The following is a 20,497-nucleotide window of genomic DNA, read 5'->3' on the forward strand; positions in this document are numbered from 1 at the left end:
TTTAAAAGGTTCTATCTGGATGAAACGGATTTAAATTTAATATAGTTTTTTTATCTGAAATAACTTCTGAAACTAATTTCCCAGTAGCTGGACCCATACTCCAACCCATCATGGCGTGACCAGTTGCTATGGTTAGATTGTCGCATTTTGAAGATTTCCCAATATAAGGCAAACCATCTGGAGATACAGGACGTAAACCTGAAGCCACATCGTTTTTCTCTTCTTCTGTTAAGGTGATATCTGGATAATAATTGTGTGCGGCTTTTGCAATAGCTTCTACACGAACTTTATTGATATTATCGTTAATTCCAGCAATTTCCATAGTTCCTGCAAAACGTGTAAATCCGTTCATAGGTGTAACTGCCACCTTGGCTTCTGCTAAAATGGAAGGAATTGTAATTCCTGTTGCTTGTGTGGTATTAATCCGATAGCCTTTTCCTGCTTGAAGCAATAATTTTAAACCTAATTTTTTACTTAATAAAGAACTCCACGAACCAGCTGCAAGCACAAATTCATCGGCTTTTAAAATTTGGTTTTGTGTTTTAACAGCTTCAATTTTTCCATTTTTGACTACCAAATCCTCTACCTTTTCATTTGAAAAAAAAGTGACACCAACAGCTTTTAAATGCGCTTTCATTTCTGTCATAAACTCATGAGGTGTAGAATGTGAATCGCATTTATAATAAGTTGCGCCTTTAATATTCAAAGTTGTGTTTGGTTCTAGAATTTTTAATTCTTCGATGCTAATTTCACTTGCATCCAAACCTTCACGTTTTGCTATATGTGCAGTTTCAATTTCTTCTTCTAACATTTTTTCAGTTTGACATAACATGAGCAAGCCTTTCTTCTCATATTGGAAACTGAAATTCTCATCACGCTTTATATCATCGAATAAGTCTTGAGTTAATAAAGTAATTTCTTTAATGACAGGAATAGCTTTTTCAACGTGATTGGCATTGCAGGATTTATTAAAAGCTAGTGTCCACTTAATAAAATCAGCATCTAAACGAGGTTTTATATATAAAGGACTTGCTGGATTTAGCATCCATTTCAAGCCTTTTTTCATAACGCCTGGAGCCGATAATGGTACCAAATGACTTGGCGATAAATAACCAGCATTGACATAAGATGCACCAGCGTCCATGTTGGATTGGTCAATTATTGTTACTTGATGGCCCTCCTTTTGAAGGTAATATGCAGAACACAAACCGATGATTCCGCCACCTATGATGATTATTTTTTTTGACATTGAGTCAGTTTATTTATGTGTTAATGAGTTAATGAGTTAATGAGTAAATGAGTTAATGAGTTAATGAGTTAATTGTTTGGATATATATTCTTCCTAGCTTTTGAAACAATCTTAAGGATTTCTAAAGCTTCGCTTATTAAAGGTTTTAAATCTTTTTCTGAAGCTAATTTTGTGTCTTTTAATATTTCTAACCAAAATAAGGTTTCGTCTGCTTCTTCAACAACTATGGAAATTTTGGCAAAAAACTCTTTTTGTGAACGAGCTATACAAGCGGCTCTATAATTTGCTGCAGTTGAAGTTACAGATTTAATAATTTGATAGCCAATTACTTTTGTAGCTTCCGTTTTTTTTATATCATCATAAAACAAAATAACATTTACGGCTAATTTCTTTGTTCTATCCTTTAATTGCTCAACAAATTCTGATTTATCCATGATTTTATTTATTAGTTCATTAAATCATTGTTTCATTATTTCATTGAAAATTAAATTACCTGAAAACCAAACGCATACGGATCGTCTTCAGAATCTATGGTAATGGTATTATGTCCATAAATTTTCGCCCAACCTTGTATGCTTGGAATAATAGCTAATTTACCATCTAAAGTAGTTTCTTTTTCAACACGACCAATAAATTTGCTTCCAATAAAACTCTCATGAATAAAATCTTCCCCTACTTTCAATTTTCCTTTAGCATATAATTGTGCTAATCTTGCTGAAGTTCCTGTACCACAAGGACTTCTGTCGATGGCTTTATCGCCATAAAAAACAGCATTTCTACCAGAAGATGTTGGATCGATAGGAGTTCCTGTCCATAGCATATGCGTGACATCCTTTATGGTTTCGTTTTCTGGATGAATGAATAGATTAGGATATTTCTGGTTAATTCGTTCTCTAACCACCTGTGAATACTGAATAATTTTTGATGCTGAAAAATCTTGAACTCCAGAGAAATTTTCTTGAGGATCTACAATGGCGTAATAATTCCCACCATAAGACACATCGAATCTAATTTTTCCTAATTCTGGACAATCAACCTTCAATCCTTCAGCAGCTAAATAACTTTTTACATTGGTAAGTTTTACCCAATCGACTTTTGTTCCAGTTTGTTGGTATTCAATTTCAACCAAACCAGCTGGAGCTTCCATTCTAATTTTTCCAGGAACTTTTGGAGTTACTAAGCCTTCCTCAATAGCAATAGTTATAGTTCCTATAGTGCCATGCCCACACATTGGTAAACAACCGGAAGTTTCAATAAACAGAATGGCAAAATCGTTTTCAGGATTGTGTGGTGGGTATAAAATACTGCCACTCATCATGTCGTGTCCACGAGGCTCGAACATGAGACCTTTCCGAATCCAATCGTATTCTTTCAAAAAATGCTGACGCTTTTCACTCATGGTTTTTCCAACCAGTTCTGGACCACCTTGCTTTATCACTCTTACAGGATTTCCACAAGTATGTGCATCGATGCAAACAAAAGTGCTTTTACTCATTATTAACAGCTTGAATATAACTATTTACTCTCTCTTCCATAATAGATAAAGTCACTGTACCTTCGCCTAAAATGACTTCATGAAACTCGCGAATATCGAATTTATCTTGTAATTCGGTTTCTGCTTTTTCACGTAATTCCCTAATTTTTATCTCTCCAATTTTATAGGAAATGGCTTGTGCTGGCCAGGAAATATATCTATCTGTTTCTGTAGTTACCTCATGAATAGATAAAGCTGTGTTTGAAGCTAAATAATCTAAAACTTCCTGTCTTGTCCAACCTAAAGCATGCACTCCAGTATCTACAACCAATCTGCAGGCTCGCCACATTTCGTAAGTTAGCTGACCAAATTTTTCGTAAGGTGTTGTGTAAATCCCCATTTCGTCTGCTAAATATTCGGAGTATAATCCCCAACCTTCACCATAAGCTGAAAGATATAAGTCTCTTCTATATTGTGGAATAGAATCGCCAAGCTCATTGTTTAAGGAAATTTGCAAGTGATGTCCTGGAACAGCTTCGTGAGCAGTCAAAGCTGGTATAGTATATAAGGTTCTACTTGGCAAATTATACGTATTCACCCAATAAAATCCAGCTGTTTTATCATCGTAAGATCCTGAATATCTTCCTCCAGTATATTTTGGTGCAATTGCAGCAGGAACTGGAACGACACCATAAGGTTTTCTAGGCAAGGTTTTAAAATATTTTGGAAGTTCGCCATCAATCCGTTTGGAAATATCTCTAGCAAACATCATTAATTCTTTAGGTGTTTTGGCATAAAACTGCGAATCGGTTCTTAAGAATGCAAGAAAATCTGCAAAGCTTCCTTCAAAGCCTAACTCGTCAATAATTACTTGCATTTTGGCTTTAATCCTAACAACTTCCTTTAATCCTATTTGATGAATGTCTTCTGCAGTATATTGATTGCTTGTTGTAAAATAATTAATTCGGTTTTGATAGAATGCTTCCCCATTTGGTATGGATGTAATTCCTAATGCTTCACGGGAATTTGGGAAATATTCAATTTCAAAAAAGTCTTTAATCTTTTGATATTGTGCAACCACATTGTTTTCAATACTGATTTTAGCTACAGATAAAACACTGTCCTTTTGCTTACTAGTCAAACTTTGTGGTAAGGTATTAATGGGTTGGTAAAAGTCACTTTGCGTGTAATCTTCAACAAGATGTTTGTTGTAAGTAAAACTATAGTCGCCAAAAACAACTTTTGGTTGCACCATGCCTTCTTTGATACTCTCTCTTAAAAGTGCCAAGTTATAATCGACCGTTTTCGGCAATTCGTTCAACTTTTCTAAATAGGTCTTAACATCATTATAGTCTTCAAATTCTGTTTCAGCCATCTTGCTTAAATTCAAATGAAAAGCCCATTCTGACGTAATGGTATTTAGATAGGTTTTAAAAGTGTTCGCATCTATTTTTTCCTGAAGTACGAAACGCAATAATTCCAAAGAAATTTGTTCTGATTCTGTGAGATTTTCTTCATTTACTTTTGAAAGTTCCTGCTGAAGTTCCTCAGCAAAACCTGCTTCTTTTTGATAAAATTCAATGGTATTATCTAAAGATTCTTTTGGTTCAAAATCGTATTCTCTTTCAGTTTCATAGGCTTTAATGACATCTTCTAATAAAACTTCTGAAGCAATTGTATTGCTAGCTTCGTCATTTTTACAAGTCATTAAACTAACCAATAAAAAGAATAATACACCTTTTGAAACCTTCATAGAATTAAATAGTATCTGTAGTTTGCTTGTTATTTACTAAACGTGAAATTTTTAATGGATTTTCATTTTTCAATGCATCTGGCAACAAATTATTTGGCCAATCTTGATAGCTAAAAGGTCTCACCCAACGTTTAATTGAATGAATTCCTACAGCTGTAAAACGACTATCTGTTGAAGCAGGATAAGGACCACCATGAACCATAGAAGGGCAAACCTCAACTCCAGTAGGCACACCATTAAAGATGATACGTCCTACGCGATTTTGTAGTGCATCGATAACTTGAGAATATTGCGAAGCTTCGTCATTATCTGCTATTAAAGTGCCTGTTAATTGACCTTCTAGTTTTGAAATAATCTGTTCTAATTGTTCGGCATTTTCACACTGAACAACCATAGAATAGGGTCCAAAAACTTCTTGATGTAAGGTTGTGTTTTTTATAAAAGTAGCTCCTTCAACTGTAGTTACCGTTTGTCTGGCATAATTAGGTTTCACGTCAGAATTAAAATCTGCAACAACCGTTAATTCAGGTTGAGACAGTGCTTTTTGCTTGTTGTTTTCATAAGCTCCAATAATATTTGGATGCAACATGCTTGATGGTTCAATTTTCACGATTTCATTTGATAACTTTTTAATGAAATTAGATAATTCTTCACCTTTAATTCCTAACAATAAACCTGGATTGGTACAAAACTGACCTGTTCCTAAAGTAATGGAACCAGCATAGGTTTTAGCTAAAGCCTCTCCTCTATTTTTTAAGGCATTAGGCAATATAACCACAGGATTAATACTTCCCATTTCAGCAAAAACTGGAATTGGTTCTTCGCGTTTAGCAGCTAAATCGTACAAAGTACGACCACCACGAATACTACCTGTAAAACCAACAGCTTTCACACCAGGATGAGACACCAATTGTGTTCCTACTTCTATGCCACTACTATTTAAATTTGAAAATACACCATTTGGCATACCTGTTTTTTCAGCTGCTTTGATAATTGCCGAAGCAACTAATTCACCAGTTCCAGCATGCATAGGATGCGATTTTACGATTACTGGACAACCAGCTGCTAAAGCTGCTGCAGTATCTCCACCTGCTGTAGAATATGCTAACGGAAAATTGCTTGCTCCAAAAACAACTACTGGTCCTAAAGGCACCAACATTTTTCTAATATCGGATTTCGGCATAGGTTGTCTGTCTGGTTGAGGAGTATCAATGGCTGCTTCAACCCAAGAGCCTTCTTGGAGTAATTCAGCAAAGGTACGTAATTGTCCAACAGTTCTACCTCTTTCTCCCATAGCTCTTCCTTCTGGTAAACCAGTTTCTGAGCAATAGGTTTCTATCAATTCTGAATCTAAAGCTAAAATTTCGTCTGCAATGGTATTTAAAAATTCGGCTTTTCGCTTTCCTGATGTTTGTCTAAAAGATTTAAATGCTTTAGAAGCTAAAGTAACTGCTTCATCTATTTCTTCTTTTGTAGCTTCAGTATAAATAGGATTATTTTCTAGATTTAACTGTGGATTAAACGTTTTATACGTTTTAGTTCCTTTTGCTGAAAGTTGATTACCAATATAATTTTTTCCTGTTATCATTTTTTATTTATTCTTTCTAAATGTTTTTCAATATCAACTGGTTTATAAACCACTTTTGTAGATACTGGGTATTTTTCTAATAATACTTTTGGTCTAATTGGACGCTTTTCAAAACCACCATTACAATTAGGACAAACATGCTGTAGCACTGTTTGAACGCAATCTTTACAAAAGGTGCATTCAAAGGTGCAAATCATCGCTTCTTGAGAATCAAAAGGCAATGATTTGTTACAATGCTCACATGTAGGCCTTATTTCTAACATCTTATAAGTTCTTATAATTTGGAAGTGTTGGTCTGTTTTTTAATCCTTCTTCTATCACTTTTAATACGTGTTTACGCTCATCTCCTATAAGTGGTAATCGTGGTGCTCTAACATTATCAGTACCAATTCCTGTAGCAACTTCTGCTAATTTAATATTCTGTACTAATTTAGCGTTAATATCTAACTCTAGCAAAGGCATAAACCATCTGTAAATTTCTAGAGCTTCTTTTATTCTTCCTGCTTTTTGTAATTCGTAAATAGCAACTGTTTCTGCAGGGAAAGCACAAACTAATCCAGCAACCCAACCATCGGCACCTAATAACAAACTTTCAAGAGCAATGGTATCAACACCTGTCATAATCTTTAAACGGTCTCCAAAACGATTTTTTATACGTGTAATATTTGTTGTATCTCTTGTAGATTCTTTAACAGCTTCAATATTGTTACATTTTAATAACTCTTCGAACATGTCTAATGAAACTTCAATTTTATAATCCACAGGATTATTGTAAATCATAATTGGTAACGACGTATTATTTGCTACAGCTTTAAAATATTCTACAGTTTCTCTGTCTCCAGATTTATATCTCATTGGAGGTAACATCATTAAGCCTTGAGCTCCATCTTCTTCAGCCTTGTGAGCTGCTTGAATAGCCGCTTTAGTTGTTTGCTCTGCAACATTAATTAGCACAGGAACTTTTCCTTTAACAATGTCAACAGTAGTTGTAGTCAACATTCTTTTTTCTTCATCTAATAACGTACTGGCTTCACCTAAAGTACCACCTAGTACAATACCATGAACTCCTGCCTCTAATTGCGCTTTGATATTAACTTCGAACATTTTTAAATCTAGTTCATCTGCATCTGTGAACTTTGTTGTAACTGCTGGCATAACGCCTTTCCATTGAATACTCATAATATATATGTTTTTAATGACACAAAATTAGTTCAGACATCTATATAATAATAATCCATTTTTATCCATGTATTATACTATATTATCTTATTTTAATCGTTTTTTAATCGTTTTTGCTTAATTTTGTATTCAATATGAAAGTCCTTCCCTTTAAAATACCAAAACCAGAATCGGCTGCATTAATATTCCAAGAAGACTTAGAGCCTTTTTTTTATGATAAACTCCATCAACATGAAGAAATTCAATTAAGTTATATTGTAAAAGGAGAAGGCACTTTAATTGTAGGAGACACTATTAATTATTATAAATCAGGAGATGTAATTGTAATAGGAAGTCAGTTACCACATGTGTTTAAAAGCGATCAAGAATTACATAAACAATCGCATATGATTTCTTTGTTTTTTACTGAAACTAGTTTTGGTAAAGACTTTTTCAGTTTGGACGAATTAGCAGAATCTCAAGCATTTTTTAAACGAGCGAAACACGGATTTAAAATCACATCTCATGAAACTAAGATTATATCTCTTTTCAAAAGGATTAAAACTGCAACAAAATCTGAAAGATTTATAATACTTCTACAATTACTAAACCTTTTTTCAATCAGTGATTATAAAAGTTTATCTTCTTTTATATATGAAAAAACATTTTCTGTTATTGAAGGCGAACGTATGCGTGATGTCTTTGAATACACTATGAACAATTATAATAAAGACATTTCCTTAGAATCTATAGCAAATGTTGCCAACATGACTAAAAATGCCTTCTGTAAGTATTTTAAAAAATACACCAATAAAACTTATGGGCAATTTTTAAACGAACTACGTATCGAACATGCTTGTAAACTACTGTTGTCTAAAAAAAATCTCACTATCTCTGATATAGCATATAAAGTAGGTTTTAATAATATTTCAAATTTTAATCGACAGTTTAAAAAAGTGAAACACTTAACTCCTTTAATTTATAAGAACGAATACTCTCATAACATGTAGAAATAAAAAAATCCACACTTAAAAGTGTGGATTGTTTATTTAATGTGGGCGCGAAGGGATTCGAACCCCTGACCCCCTGGGTGTAAACCAGGTGCTCTGAACCAACTGAGCTACGCGCCCTTTGTAATTGGACTGCAAATATAAATTAGTTTTCCATACTGCAAAAACTTTTTCATAAAAAAATTAAATTATTTCTGCAACAACAAAAGTACTGCCACCAACATAAATTAAATCCGAATCAGATGCTAGGTTTCTAGCATTTTTTAAAGCCTCATTTACACTCACATAGCTAGCACCTTTAAACCCTGCAGAGAGAAATTTCTTTTGCAACATATGTACTTCCATACCACGAGGAACATCTGGCTTACAGAAATAATATGTTGCTTTTTTTGGCATGATGTCTAAAATTGAGCTGAGATCTTTATCATTTACCACTCCAAAAACTATGTGCAAGTGGCTATATACTTCTTCTTCTAACTGTTTAACTATGTAATTTAGTCCTTCTCTATTATGTGCTGTATCGCAAATTACCTTAGGCTGCTCTTGTAGTATTTGCCATCTACCTTGTAATCCAGTGTTTTTAACTACGTGAAGTAGTCCAGATTTGATTTGCTCATCTGAAATTTTATATGAACTTGGTTTTAAAACTTTAATAGTTTGCAAAACGGTTTTTATATTTTTTTGCTGATACAAACCTCTTAAATCGCTAGGTAGAATTTCATTTATCAAGGTGTCTGCAAAATAGATATCTGAATGATTCTTATTGGCAACATTTAAAAACACCTCTTTAGTCTCCTTTTGTGTTTCTCCTATAACCACAGGAACTTGTGGTTTTATAATACCTGCTTTTTCAAAAGCAATGGCTTCTAAGGTATTTCCAAGAAACTGAGTATGATCGAATCCTATATTTGTAATAACTGAAATTTCAGGAGTAATGATATTTGTAGAATCCAATCTACCTCCTAAACCTACTTCAATAATAGCAATATCGACTTTTTGTTTTGAAAAATAATCGAAAGCCATACCTGAGGTCATTTCGAAAAACGACAAACTTTGTTCCTCTAAAAAGGCTTTGTTCCGTTTTATAAAACCATTTACAAAAACTTTACTTACAACTGTTCCATTGATTTTTATCCGTTCCCTAAAATCTTTTAAATGTGGCGAAGTAAATAATCCGACTTTATATCCAGCTTCTTGTAAAATAGAAGATAGCATATGACTTGTAGAACCTTTTCCATTAGTTCCAGCCACATGAATAGTTTTTATTTTGTTTTGTGGGTTCTTTATGTGTTCAGCTAATAAAAGTGTGTTGTTTAAATCTGCTTTATAAGCAGATTTTCCTTGTCTTTGATACATTGGAAGCTGAGAGAACATCCAATTAATAGTATCTTGATATGTCATGTTTTACTGACCTAAATTGAAGTTTACTTTAACAAAACCCATCTGCTTAATTGGTGCGTTGTTATCTGCTCGCCATTTATGCGATAAGGCAATTTTTTTTGCAGGTTCCATTAAACACTCGGCTGTATTGGTAGTCCCTTTTACGCCTGGTTCTGCCTCAATAACATCCCCATTTCTATTCACAACTATTTTCACGATAACCATTCCAGATTCGTTACAATCTTGTTTAAACACCTTTTTTGTTGGAGCACCTCTGCCTTTTAAACCATAACCTACGCCTCCATTTCCAGAACCTGGCTCTCCAAAATAACTTGCTGCATAAGGATCACCATCTAATTGTCCTTTATCTCCTGCTTTATTATCGTCTCCTTCTCCACCAGTTTCTTGTCCTTCAGATTTACTAACACCACCAATTAATGCATCTAATTTTTTCTTTTTAGCCTCTTTTTCAGCTTGTTCTTTTGCTAATTTGTCTGCTTCGGCTTTTGCTTTAGCATCTGCTTCAGCTTGGGCTTTTGCTTTGGCATCTGCAAGTTTTTTAGCTTTAGCTTCTGCTTCTTTTTGTTTTTTTATGGCAATAGCTTCTTCGTTGTTCTCTGTTAAAACATCTTCGGCTTTTGTTTTAGAAGCAGCAGCTTCTGGTTGTTTTTGTTCAGGTTTTACAACATCTTCTTTTGGTTGCTCTTTAACTTCTCTTGGTTCAGATTTAATAGGTTTTGTAGGTTGTACATCTCCACTACCAAAGTCTGTAGTACCAAAATTTACTGCAACTCCATATTCTTCAGGTGGATCCATATATTGAGTTCCAACAACAAACAGTAACAAAATAATCAACACAGAAATAAGCGCTGTTATTCTTGCTGAATTTCGTTCATGTATGGTCTCAAAATATTTCATTACTAATTAGGTTTCACAGCTAAAATAACCTTAAACTTGTTTCTATTGGCAATATCCATGACTTTCACCACATGCTCAACAGGAACAGATTTCTCTGCTCTTAAAACTAAAGTGGGTTTTTCTTCGGTAGATAAGGCTGTAATCAATTCAGATTCTAACATACTTTCTCCAACTCGTTTCTGATCTATATAATAAGTCAAGTCTTTTTTAATACTTACTGCAACCGATTTCTTGTTTTCAGTTTTACCACTGGCTTTAGGTAATAAAATATCTATCGCGTTAGTAGTAACTAAAGTAGATGCGAGCATAAAAAAGATTAACAACAGAAAGACAATATCTGTCATGGACGACATATTGAATTCTGGTGTTACTTTATTTCTTCCTCTTAAATTCATTAAATAGGTTCGTTTAAGTGGTCTAAAAATTCTAATGAATTAGCCTCCATTTGGTACACTACTTTATCGGTTTTAACAACTAAATGATTGTAAGCTATATATCCAATAATACCAACTATTAAACCAGCAACTGTAGTTGTCATGGCTGTATATAATCCATCGGCTAATAATTTAATATCTATTTGACCACCTGAGTTTGCAATTTCAAATATGGAAAGAATCATTCCAATAACCGTTCCAAGAAATCCAATCATTGGAGCTGCTCCAGATATGGTTGCCAAAACACTCACGTTCTTTTCAAGGCCATAAACCTCTAAACGTCCTGCATTTTCTATAGCAGTATTTATATCTTCTAAAGGTTTTCCTATTCGAGAAATACCTTTACTTATAAGTCTAGATACAGGCGAATTTACTTGAGCACATAAAACTTGAGCAGAATCTATTTTACCATTTGTAACATGATCTTTTATTTGATTCATAAAATTAGCATCCATTTTTGAGGCAGCTTTAATTGCAAACAAGCGCTCAAAATAGATGTACGTTGCAACAATTAATAGAACAAATAATAGCGTAATAATTACCATTCCAGCAGTTCCACCACTAGTTATTAACTCTATAATAGATAATGTTTTTTCTACAGATTCACCATCATTTAGCAACTCTGTACTTTCTTGTGCATCTTGTATTAAAGTATTTAGCATAAATAAATTTTATTATTACGTTTATAACGTGTGTTTAATAATTAAATTATAATTAAAATATAGTTCTGGTAAACATAAAGGCAACTGCTCCAACCAAAAATCCAACTAACGCAAGCCATGCTATTTTTTTCAAATACCAGAAAAAATCTATTTTTTCCATTCCCATAGCAACAACTCCTGCAGCTGAACCAATTATTAACATGCTTCCTCCTGTTCCTGCAGAATATGCAATAAAATGCCATAATTCATTATCAATAGGTTCAGAGAACATTCCTAAACTCGCAGCTACTAATGGCACGTTATCAATTACTGCAGATCCAACACCTAAAAGTAATACCACTAAATCCGACACACCTCCATGATGCAATTCTGTACCTAGCATTGGCATATTATCTTGTAAACTTGTAGCAAAACCGAATAAAATACCTAAAGATTCTAGTGCTGCTACTGCCATTAAAATTCCTAAGAAAAATAAAATACTTGGCATTTCAATTTTAGAAAGTGAACTATGTACTGGACTATGATGTCCTTGAGAATCTCCTCCTTGATGTTCGGAATGAGATAATGTGAATTTTGAACTACTATAGAGTTCTGCAAAAATAGCTACAACACCTAGCGCTAACATCATACCAACATAAGGTGGTAAATGGGTTATTGTTTTAAAAATAGGTACAGATACAATACCTCCTAGTCCTAAGTACAGCATGATTGAACTAAATCTACTTTTAGGTTTATCTTCTTCATCTACATTCTCATTTTCAAATTCACCTTTAAAAATAGGTAAAAATGAAGCGATAAAAGTAGGTACTAACATACATAGTAGAGATGGAATAAATAAATAGACAAATAAATGTCCTGTAGTAACCTTTTTACCAATCCATAACATAGTAGTTGTTACATCTCCAATTGGAGACCAAGCTCCTCCAGCGTTAGCTGCAATTACAATTAAACCAACATACCAAATTCTTATATTTCTATCACTAATCAGTTTTTGCAAAATTGAAATTAATACAATAGTTGCTGTTAAATTATCTATGATAGCTGAAAGAAAAAACGCTAAAAACCCAAAAATCCATAAGATGCGTTTCTTACTTTTAGTCTTAACAAAGCTTTTTATAGTTGCAAACCCATCGAAATAATCAATAATTTCTACGATGGTCATGGCTCCTAAAAGGAATACTAAAATTTCGGATGTTTTTCCTAGATGATGCAATAGAGTCTCCTCCATAATATGCATCTTTTCTTCATGTCCTAGCATTCCAAAATTTTCTAATAAGGTATGTTTAGCAGAATCAAACCAAATTGGAAAATGTTCTAAACCCAAAGCTATTAATGCCCAACAAACAGCCATCATTACTAAGGCAGGTATTAGCTTATCAATTTTTAAATTATGCTCTAATGTTATGGCTAAATAACCTATAACAAATACTAATATTATTATTGTTTCCATAAAATTTAATTAAATAAGTTGAGTTAAAGCTATTTCAAAAGCTGTTTCACTTATACCTGTTTTTGATTGATTTTTATTATATACGTTTTGAATAGCTTTTCGAATTGTTTCTGAAGTGTCATTAAAAATAGCTTCATCAGTAACTTGAACTTTTCGTTCCATAAAATAAGCAAATACTCTTGCCATTCCACAATTAGAAATAAAGTCTGGAATTAAACTCACTCTATAATCTGTATGCTCCATAATAGAACCAAAGAAAATTTCTTTATCTGCAAAAGGCACATTGGCACCACATGAAATAACCTCTAATCCAGTATCAATCATTTCATCTATTTGATGAAGTGTAACAAGCCTAGATGCTGCACATGGAGCAAATATTTCTGTTTCTAAAGACCATATGCGACGATTCATTTCTTCAAAAGGAATCAAATTGTCAGCAACTAGTGTATTACCATCTTTATTTAGAAATAATTCTGTAATTTCTTCAAAAGTAAATCCATCTTCATTGATTAATCCTCCAGCACGATCAATTATTCCAACAATTTTAGCTCCCATTTGAGACAGATAAAATGCTGCTGCTGAACCTACATTCCCAAAACCTTGAACAATGGCTTTCTTTCCTTTTACAGAACCTCCATATATGGCGTAATATTGTTTTACAGCTTCAGCTACACCAAATCCTGTAATCATATCTGCAACCGTATATTTTCTGTCGACACTTGGAGAGAAATTCGGGTTTTCTATAACCTTAATAACACCTTGACGCAATTGGCCAATTCTATTAATTTTATCTGCTTGAGTAGGTTTAAAATGTCCTTCAAAAACACCTTCTTGAGGATGCCAAACACCAGATTCTTCTGTAATAGGAATCACTTCATGAATTTCATCTACATTTAAATCGCCACCTGTTCCATAATAACTTTTAAGCAATGGAGATACTGCTTTATACCAACGTTCTAAAACACCTTTTTTTCTAGGATCTTTTGGATCGAAATTAATTCCAGATTTGGCTCCACCTATTGGTGGTCCAGATACTGTAAACTTAACTTCCATAGTTTTAGCTAGAGACAAAACCTCGTTCATATCAAGTCCTTCTCTCATTCTGGTTCCTCCACCAGCTGCTCCACCTCTGAGCGAATTAATAACTGTCCAGCCTTCAGCATCTGTTTCTGGATCTTTCCAATTAAATATAATTTCCGGCTCTTTGGCTTCGTACTTTTGAAGTAATTCTTTCATTCAGTTGGTTGATTAAAAATGTGAAACAAATATAAAAAACTAAAACCCTTTCGTATTAAAATTATAATAATTTTAATGATTATAAATTATTCCTGAACTATGATTTTGTTTTGCTCCAGTAACACTGCTTAAACAGTTAACTTCTTCTCTTAATTTTAAAACTCCTAAAAACGCAAATACGATGGCTTCTTTAAAATTAATTAAATCTTTATCTGGAATGATTAATTGATTTATGTTTTTCTTTTTTAACTGATTTATTAAAAAAACATTGTATGCTCCACCTCCAGTAATTAAAACACTTGCTGAAGATTTTTTATTTATTTCATCTGATATTTGAATAGCTACATGTTCTACAAAAGTTCTTAGAATAGTTTTAATTGATAATTTAAAACTATCAATTAAAGGAATAACTTCTTGATTAACCCATTCTAGACCTAAGGATTTTGGGTAACTTAATTTATAATAATCTAAATTGTTTAATTGGTCTAAAAGCTCTTGGTGAATCTCTCCTGTAGATGCTATATTGCCTTCATTATCAAAATCGAATCCTAAAGAAGACACGTAATAGTTTAACACAATGTTTACTGGGCAAATATCAAATGCAATTCTTTGACCCTTAATATCTGTTGAAATATTTGCAAATCCTCCCAAATTCAAGCAAAACTCATAATCAGAAAACAACAACTTATCTCCAATTGGCACCAATGGAGCTCCTTGACCTCCAAAAGCTACATCTTGAATTCTAAAATTACAAACAATGGTTGTTTTAAGTATTTGATACAAACTAGGCAAATTACCTATTTGATAAGTCAAACTATTTTCAGGTTGATGCAAAGCTGTATGTCCATGTGAAGAGATGGCATCTAAATTTTTTATTTGATGTTTATCTATAAACTGCTTTATAATATTTGCTAGATACAACGTATATTCTTCATCAATATTCTGTAAATCTTCATACGTTTTAGTAACAAGATCTTTAAGTATTGAATGCCATTTTTCGGAATAATCTATCGTTTCAGAAGCATGAATTTTAAAAGACCAATCATCATCTTGTTTGTAAAAAGTTACAAACACCACATCTACGCCATCTAACGAGGTTCCAGACATCACTCCAACTATGCGATATTCACTTTTATTCATATCCTGTAAAAATAGCAATCCGTTTTGAAAAAATGCTAATAAAAAAGTATCTTTGATCACTTTTTAATAATTCTACAATTACAAGAAACTATGGATTTTAATCTAACAGAAGAACACATAATGATTCGCGATGCTGCTCGCGATTTTGCACAAACCGAATTACTTCCTGGTGTTATTGAACGAGATAACGCTCAAACATTTCCAAACGAGATAGTTCGTAAAATGGGTGAGCTTGGTTTTATGGGCATCATGGTAGATCCTAAATATGGTGGATCTGGAATGGATGCTATTTCTTATGTGCTAATAATGGAAGAGTTATCTAAAATAGATGCTTCTGCTTCAGTTATGGTTTCTGTAAACAACTCTTTGGTTTGTTATGGTTTAGAAGCTTATGGAAATGAAGAACAAAAACAAAAATATCTAACAAAATTAGCCACAGGTGAAGTTATTGGTGCTTTTTGTTTAAGCGAACCAGAAGCAGGTAGTGATGCGACTTCGCAAAAAACTACTGCTATAGACATGGGAGACCACTATGTTTTAAACGGAACCAAAAACTGGATAACCAATGGTGGACGTGCAGAAGTATACTTAGTAATTGCACAAACTGATAAAGATAAAGGGCATAAAGGAATCAACGCTTTTATAGTTGAAAAAGGGATGCCTGGATTTGATGTTGGACCAAAAGAAGATAAATTAGGAATTAGAGGTAGCGATACACACACCTTACAATTTAACGATGTAAAAGTGCCTAAAGAAAATAGAATTGGTGAAGATGGTTTTGGATTTAAATTCGCTATGAAAACACTTTCTGGTGGGCGTATTGGAATTGCAGCTCAAGCCTTAGGAATTGCTTCTGGAGCTTACGAACTGGCTTTAAAATATTCTAAAGAACGTAAAGCCTTTGGAACAGAAATTTGCAACCATCAAGCCATTGCTTTTAAAATAGCAGATATGGCAACTGAAATTGAAGCTGCTAGAATGTTAGTTATGAAAGCTGCTTGGGATAAAGATCAAGGAAATAATTACGATATGTCTAGTGCAATGGCGAAACTTTATGCCTCTCAAGTAGCAATGACACATACTGTTGAAGCTGTACAAATTCATGGTGGTAATGGATTTGTAAAAGAATACCATGTAGAGCGTTTAATGCGTGATGCAAAAATTACTCAGATTTACGAAGGCACTAGTGAAATTCAAAAAATTGTAATCTCGAGAGGTGTCTTGAGAGATTAACATTCTTATTTGTGAATCTCGAGGAGTTTTGAGAGATTAGAATCCCTTTTTCAAGAATATCGAAAGATATTTTAAGAATAATACTTTTAGATAAAAAAATCCTGAGCGTATACTCAGGATTTTTTTTATTAATAAGTAGTTCTCTAAGATCCCAAAACAAGTATAGGATAAGTGATTCACTGCTTACATATTTCGTCTGTACTGACCTCCAACTTCAAACAGAGCTGAAGTAATTTCACCTAAAGAACATACTTTACAAACATCCATTAAAGCTTCAAAAATATTTTCATTATGAATAGCTTTTTGCTGAAGTGCTTTTAATAAAGCTTTTGTATCATTTGCTTTATGAAGATTTTCTAACGTTTTTATTTGAAATTGTTTTTCTTCTTCAGTAGCTCTAATCACTTCTGCTGGTAAAACCGTTGGAGATCCTTTTGAGCTTAAAAATGTATTAACTCCAATAATAGGAAACTTACCATTATGCTTTAAAGTTTCATAATACAAACTTTCTTCTTGTATTTTACTACGTTGATACATGGTTTCCATGGCTCCAAGAACACCACCTCTTTCAGTTATTCTGTCGAATTCTAAAAGCACTGCTTCCTCAACTAAATCTGTTAACTCTTCAATAATGAATGACCCTTGAATTGGATTTTCATTTTTAGCTAATCCTAACTCTTTATTGATAATTAATTGAATGGCCATAGCACGACGTACTGATTCTTCAGTTGGTGTTGTAATGGCTTCATCGTAGGCGTTTGTGTGTAATGAGTTACAGTTGTCGTAAATAGCGTAAAGTGCTTGAAGCGTAGTACGAATATCGTTAAAATCTATTTCCTGAGCATGTAAGCTTCGTCCAGATGTTTGAATATGATATTTCAACATTTGAGCTCTGGAATTAGCCCCATATTTATGCTTCATAGCTTTTGCCCAAATCTTTCTAGCTACACGACCAATAACAGCATATTCTGGATCGATTCCATTCGAGAAGAAGAACGATAAGTTTGGTCCAAACTTATTGATATCCATTCCGCGACTTAAATAGTATTCCACGTAAGTGAATCCGTTTGATAACGTTAATGCTAGTTGCGTAATTGGATTAGCTCCAGCTTCGGCAATATGGTATCCTGAAATTGAAACCGAATAGAAATTACGTACATTATTCTCAATAAAATATTCCTGAACATCTCCCATTAAACGCAATGCAAATTCTGTAGAGAAAATACACGTGTTTTGTGCTTGGTCTTCTTTTAAAATATCAGCTTGAACAGTTCCTCTAACTTGAGCAATGGTATTCTTTTTAATTTCAGCGTAAACGTCTGCTGGCAACACTTGATCTCCTGTAACACCTAAAAGCATTAAACCTAAACCATTGTTTCCTTCTGGTAAATCGCCATTGTATTTTGGTCTTTCAATTCCTTTTTCTTTATAAATTTTAGCAATTTTTGCTTCAACGTCTTTCTCTAGACCATTTTCTTTGATGTAAAATTCACATTGTTGGTCTATAGCTGCATTCATAAAAAAGCCTAACAACATTGGCGCAGGACCATTAATAGTCATACTTACCGAAGTCATGACGTTTGCTAAATCGAAACCTGAATATAGTTTCTTGGCATCATCCAAACAACAAATAGAAACTCCAGCATTTCCAATTTTTCCATAAATATCTGGTCGTAAATCTGGATCGTTTCCGTAAAGTGTCACACTATCAAAAGCAGTAGATAAACGTTTTGCTGGTAATCCTGCACTTACATAATGAAAACGTCTGTTAGTACGTTCTGGACCACCTTCACCTGCAAACATACGTGCTGGATCTTCACCAGTTCTTTTAAATGGATATAATCCTGAAGCATAAGGAAATTCACCTGGCACATTTTCTTGTAAACACCATTTTAAAATATCTCCCCAAGCTTGATACTTTGGTAAAGCGACTCTTGGTATCTGTAAATGTGAAAGCGATTCTGTATGTGTTTCTATTTTTATTTCTTTATCTCTTACCTTGAAAGAATAAATTGGGTTTTTATATGTATTTACTTTTTCACTCCAACCAGTAATAACTTCCCAATTGTAAGGATCTAAATTTAGTTTTACTCGATCGAATTCTCCAACAAGCATTTTAATAAAATCTTTGTTCTCTTTAGATTCTATAGATTTTGAATCAATTCCTGCTTTGTCTAATTCTGGTGTTTTCCCAACAACAGATTCAATCGTTTTATAAATTCCAAATAGTTTTTGAGCAACTTCAACTTGCTCATTAGCCTTATTATCGTAAGCACGATTGTTTTCAGCAATTTCAGATAAATAACGAGTTCTTGAAGGTGGAATAACAAAAATCTTCTCACTCATTTCATCTGTAATTTGAAAAGTAGATTTTAAGTCAGTATCTGTTTTTTCAACAAGTTTATCCATCACAGCTTTATAAAGCGTGTTCATTCCTGGATCGTTAAATTGAGATGCTATTGTTCCAAATACAGGCAAATCGTCTTGATGTACATCCCAAAGGTTATTGTTACGCATGTATTGTTTCTTTACATCACGCAATGCATCAAGAGAACCTCGTTTATCAAATTTGTTTATTGCTACTAAATCGGCAAAATCGAGCATATCAATTTTCTCCAACTGTGTAGCTGCACCAAATTCTGGTGTCATAACATATAATGATACGTCTGAATGTTCTATAATTTCGGTATCAGATTGTCCTATTCCAGACGTTTCAAGAATAATTAAATCGTATTCAGCAGCTTTTAAAACCTCAACAGCTTCATGAACATATTTAGACAAGGCTAAATTAGACTGACGAGTTGCCAAGCTACGCATATAAACTCTAGAATTGTTAATCGAATTCATTCGAATACGATCTCCTAGTAAAGCGCCTCCTGTTTTTCGTTTTGAAGGATCTACAGAAACTAAACCAACTGTCTTTTTTGGAAAATCGATTAAAAAGCGTCTAACCAATTCATCTACCAAAGAAGATTTTCCTGCTCCACCAGTACCTGTAATTCCTAAAACTGGCGTTTTAGAGTTCTTGTTTTTTTTATGAATTTTATCTAAAGTGTCTTTTGCTACTTCTGGAAAGTTTTCTGCAGAAGAAATGATACGTGCAATAGATTTTGAGTTTTTCTTAGGAAGTAAATCTATTTCTCCATTTAAAGAATCTCCAATAGCAAAGTCCGATTGCTCTACCAAATCGTTTATCATACCTTGAAGGCCAAGCTCTCTACCATCGTCTGGAGAATAGATTCTAGATATTCCATAATCCATCAATTCCTTAATTTCTGAAGGTAAGATAACACCTCCACCTCCACCAAAAATCTTGATGTGTTCTGCTCCTTTTTCCTTTAACAAGTCGTACATATACTTAAAGTACTCGTTATGACCTCCTTGATAAGACGTTAAACAAATAGCATTTGCATCTTCCTGAATGGCTGTATTTACAACCTCTTCAACACTTCTATCGTGACCTAAATGGATTACCTCAACACCTGTTGCTTGAATAATTCGGCGCATGATATTTATAGACGCATCATGACCATCAAATAAAGATGCAGCTGTAACTATACGAACTTTGTGTTTTGGTTTATATGGAGTAACTTGTTTCATAGTATATTTCGCTTTAACGAAAATAATATTAATTAAACTTCAATTTTTCGTGAGGCAAATTTAAGGAATATTGAAAGATTTTTTGGCATTTTAAGCACATTATAAGAATCTACAAATCAAAACAGCACTTACATTTGATTAGAGCTAAAGAATCCAAAACAAAATAATAGGCATAATAATTGAAATGTTCTTATTTGTAAAATTATCTTTGC

General features: G+C 33.4%; 17 protein-coding genes and 1 tRNA gene. 2 read left to right on the plus strand and 16 right to left on the minus strand.

The window, feature by feature from the left end; all coding sequences use genetic code 11:
- Position 1: 1 nt before the first annotated feature.
- The 7 genes from LX78_RS10825 to LX78_RS10855 form a co-directional block, all read right to left on the minus strand.
- Positions 2 to 1,249 (minus strand): NAD(P)/FAD-dependent oxidoreductase, encoded by a 1,248-nt coding sequence (locus LX78_RS10825; protein WP_109682681.1) that lies wholly within the window; start codon positions 1,247 to 1,249, stop codon positions 2 to 4.
- Positions 1,250 to 1,317: 68 nt separating this feature from the next.
- Positions 1,318 to 1,683: a four helix bundle protein gene (locus LX78_RS10830; protein ID WP_109307710.1), complete on the minus strand. Its 366-nt coding sequence runs from the start codon at positions 1,681 to 1,683 to the stop codon at positions 1,318 to 1,320.
- Between the two features lie 50 nt (positions 1,684 to 1,733).
- Positions 1,734 to 2,744, minus strand: a complete 1,011-nt coding sequence (locus tag LX78_RS10835) for a 4-hydroxyproline epimerase (protein ID WP_109682682.1) — start codon at positions 2,742 to 2,744, stop codon at positions 1,734 to 1,736.
- Positions 2,737 to 4,476, minus strand: a complete 1,740-nt coding sequence (locus LX78_RS10840; protein ID WP_109682683.1) for a DUF885 domain-containing protein — start codon at positions 4,474 to 4,476, stop codon at positions 2,737 to 2,739. Before LX78_RS10840 ends, LX78_RS10835 begins: the two co-directional genes overlap by 8 nt.
- A 4-nt stretch (positions 4,477 to 4,480) precedes the next feature.
- Positions 4,481 to 6,064 carry an aldehyde dehydrogenase (NADP(+)) gene (locus LX78_RS10845; protein WP_109682684.1) on the minus strand — a complete coding sequence of 528 codons (1,584 nt, stop codon included), beginning with the start codon at positions 6,062 to 6,064 and terminating at the stop codon, positions 4,481 to 4,483.
- The gene (locus tag LX78_RS10850; RefSeq protein WP_109682685.1) at positions 6,061 to 6,327 is read right to left on the minus strand and encodes a DUF1272 domain-containing protein; all 267 of its coding nucleotides are present in this window, start codon (positions 6,325 to 6,327) and stop codon (positions 6,061 to 6,063) included. The genes LX78_RS10845 and LX78_RS10850 overlap by 4 nt, the downstream gene beginning before the upstream one ends.
- Position 6,328: 1 nt before the next feature.
- Positions 6,329 to 7,243 (minus strand): dihydrodipicolinate synthase family protein, encoded by a 915-nt coding sequence (locus LX78_RS10855; RefSeq protein WP_109682686.1) that lies wholly within the window; start codon positions 7,241 to 7,243, stop codon positions 6,329 to 6,331.
- Between the two features lie 134 nt (positions 7,244 to 7,377).
- Between LX78_RS10855 and LX78_RS10860 the strand changes: the two genes are divergently transcribed.
- Positions 7,378 to 8,232, plus strand: coding sequence for an AraC family transcriptional regulator (locus LX78_RS10860; protein ID WP_109682687.1), 855 nt, complete (start codon positions 7,378 to 7,380; stop codon positions 8,230 to 8,232).
- 45 nt (positions 8,233 to 8,277) lie between these two features.
- On the opposite strand, the gene LX78_RS10865 is transcribed toward LX78_RS10860, so the two are convergent.
- From LX78_RS10865 to LX78_RS10900, 8 genes are all read right to left on the minus strand, one after another.
- A tRNA-Val gene (locus LX78_RS10865) sits at positions 8,278 to 8,352 on the minus strand.
- Positions 8,353 to 8,415: 63 nt separating this feature from the next.
- Positions 8,416 to 9,633 (minus strand): bifunctional folylpolyglutamate synthase/dihydrofolate synthase, encoded by a 1,218-nt coding sequence (locus tag LX78_RS10870; RefSeq protein ID WP_109682688.1) that lies wholly within the window; start codon positions 9,631 to 9,633, stop codon positions 8,416 to 8,418.
- A gap of 3 nt (positions 9,634 to 9,636) precedes the next feature.
- Positions 9,637 to 10,530, minus strand: a complete 894-nt coding sequence (locus LX78_RS10875) for an energy transducer TonB (protein WP_109682689.1) — start codon at positions 10,528 to 10,530, stop codon at positions 9,637 to 9,639.
- A 2-nt stretch (positions 10,531 to 10,532) separates the two neighbouring features.
- Entirely contained in the window at positions 10,533 to 10,925 is a 393-nt protein-coding gene (locus LX78_RS10880) for an ExbD/TolR family protein (RefSeq protein ID WP_109682690.1), read from the minus strand.
- Complete coding sequence (locus tag LX78_RS10885) at positions 10,925 to 11,626, minus strand: MotA/TolQ/ExbB proton channel family protein (RefSeq protein WP_109682691.1); 702 nt, start codon at positions 11,624 to 11,626, stop codon at positions 10,925 to 10,927. Before LX78_RS10885 ends, LX78_RS10880 begins: the two co-directional genes overlap by 1 nt.
- Before the next feature lie 52 nt (positions 11,627 to 11,678).
- Positions 11,679 to 13,076, minus strand: a complete 1,398-nt coding sequence (nhaD, locus tag LX78_RS10890; RefSeq protein ID WP_109682692.1) for a sodium:proton antiporter NhaD — start codon at positions 13,074 to 13,076, stop codon at positions 11,679 to 11,681.
- A 9-nt stretch (positions 13,077 to 13,085) separates the two neighbouring features.
- The gene (locus tag LX78_RS10895) at positions 13,086 to 14,312 is read right to left on the minus strand and encodes a Glu/Leu/Phe/Val dehydrogenase dimerization domain-containing protein (protein WP_109682693.1); all 1,227 of its coding nucleotides are present in this window, start codon (positions 14,310 to 14,312) and stop codon (positions 13,086 to 13,088) included.
- A 72-nt stretch (positions 14,313 to 14,384) separates the two neighbouring features.
- A complete protein-coding gene (locus tag LX78_RS10900) occupies positions 14,385 to 15,512 on the minus strand; it encodes an anhydro-N-acetylmuramic acid kinase (RefSeq protein WP_342766617.1) in 1,128 nt (375 codons plus the stop codon).
- 30 nt (positions 15,513 to 15,542) lie between these two features.
- On the opposite strand from LX78_RS10900, the gene LX78_RS10905 reads away from it, so the two are divergent.
- On the plus strand, positions 15,543 to 16,685 hold the full coding sequence (locus tag LX78_RS10905; RefSeq protein ID WP_109682695.1) for an acyl-CoA dehydrogenase: 1,143 nt from the start codon (positions 15,543 to 15,545) through the stop codon (positions 16,683 to 16,685).
- Between the two features lie 183 nt (positions 16,686 to 16,868).
- On the opposite strand, the gene LX78_RS10910 is transcribed toward LX78_RS10905, so the two are convergent.
- Positions 16,869 to 20,285: a methylmalonyl-CoA mutase family protein gene (locus LX78_RS10910; protein WP_109682696.1), complete on the minus strand. Its 3,417-nt coding sequence runs from the start codon at positions 20,283 to 20,285 to the stop codon at positions 16,869 to 16,871.
- Between the last annotated feature and the right edge of the window lie 212 nt (positions 20,286 to 20,497).

This window comes from Xanthomarina spongicola, from assembly GCF_003148645.1.
Classification (GTDB): domain Bacteria; phylum Bacteroidota; class Bacteroidia; order Flavobacteriales; family Flavobacteriaceae; genus Xanthomarina; species Xanthomarina spongicola.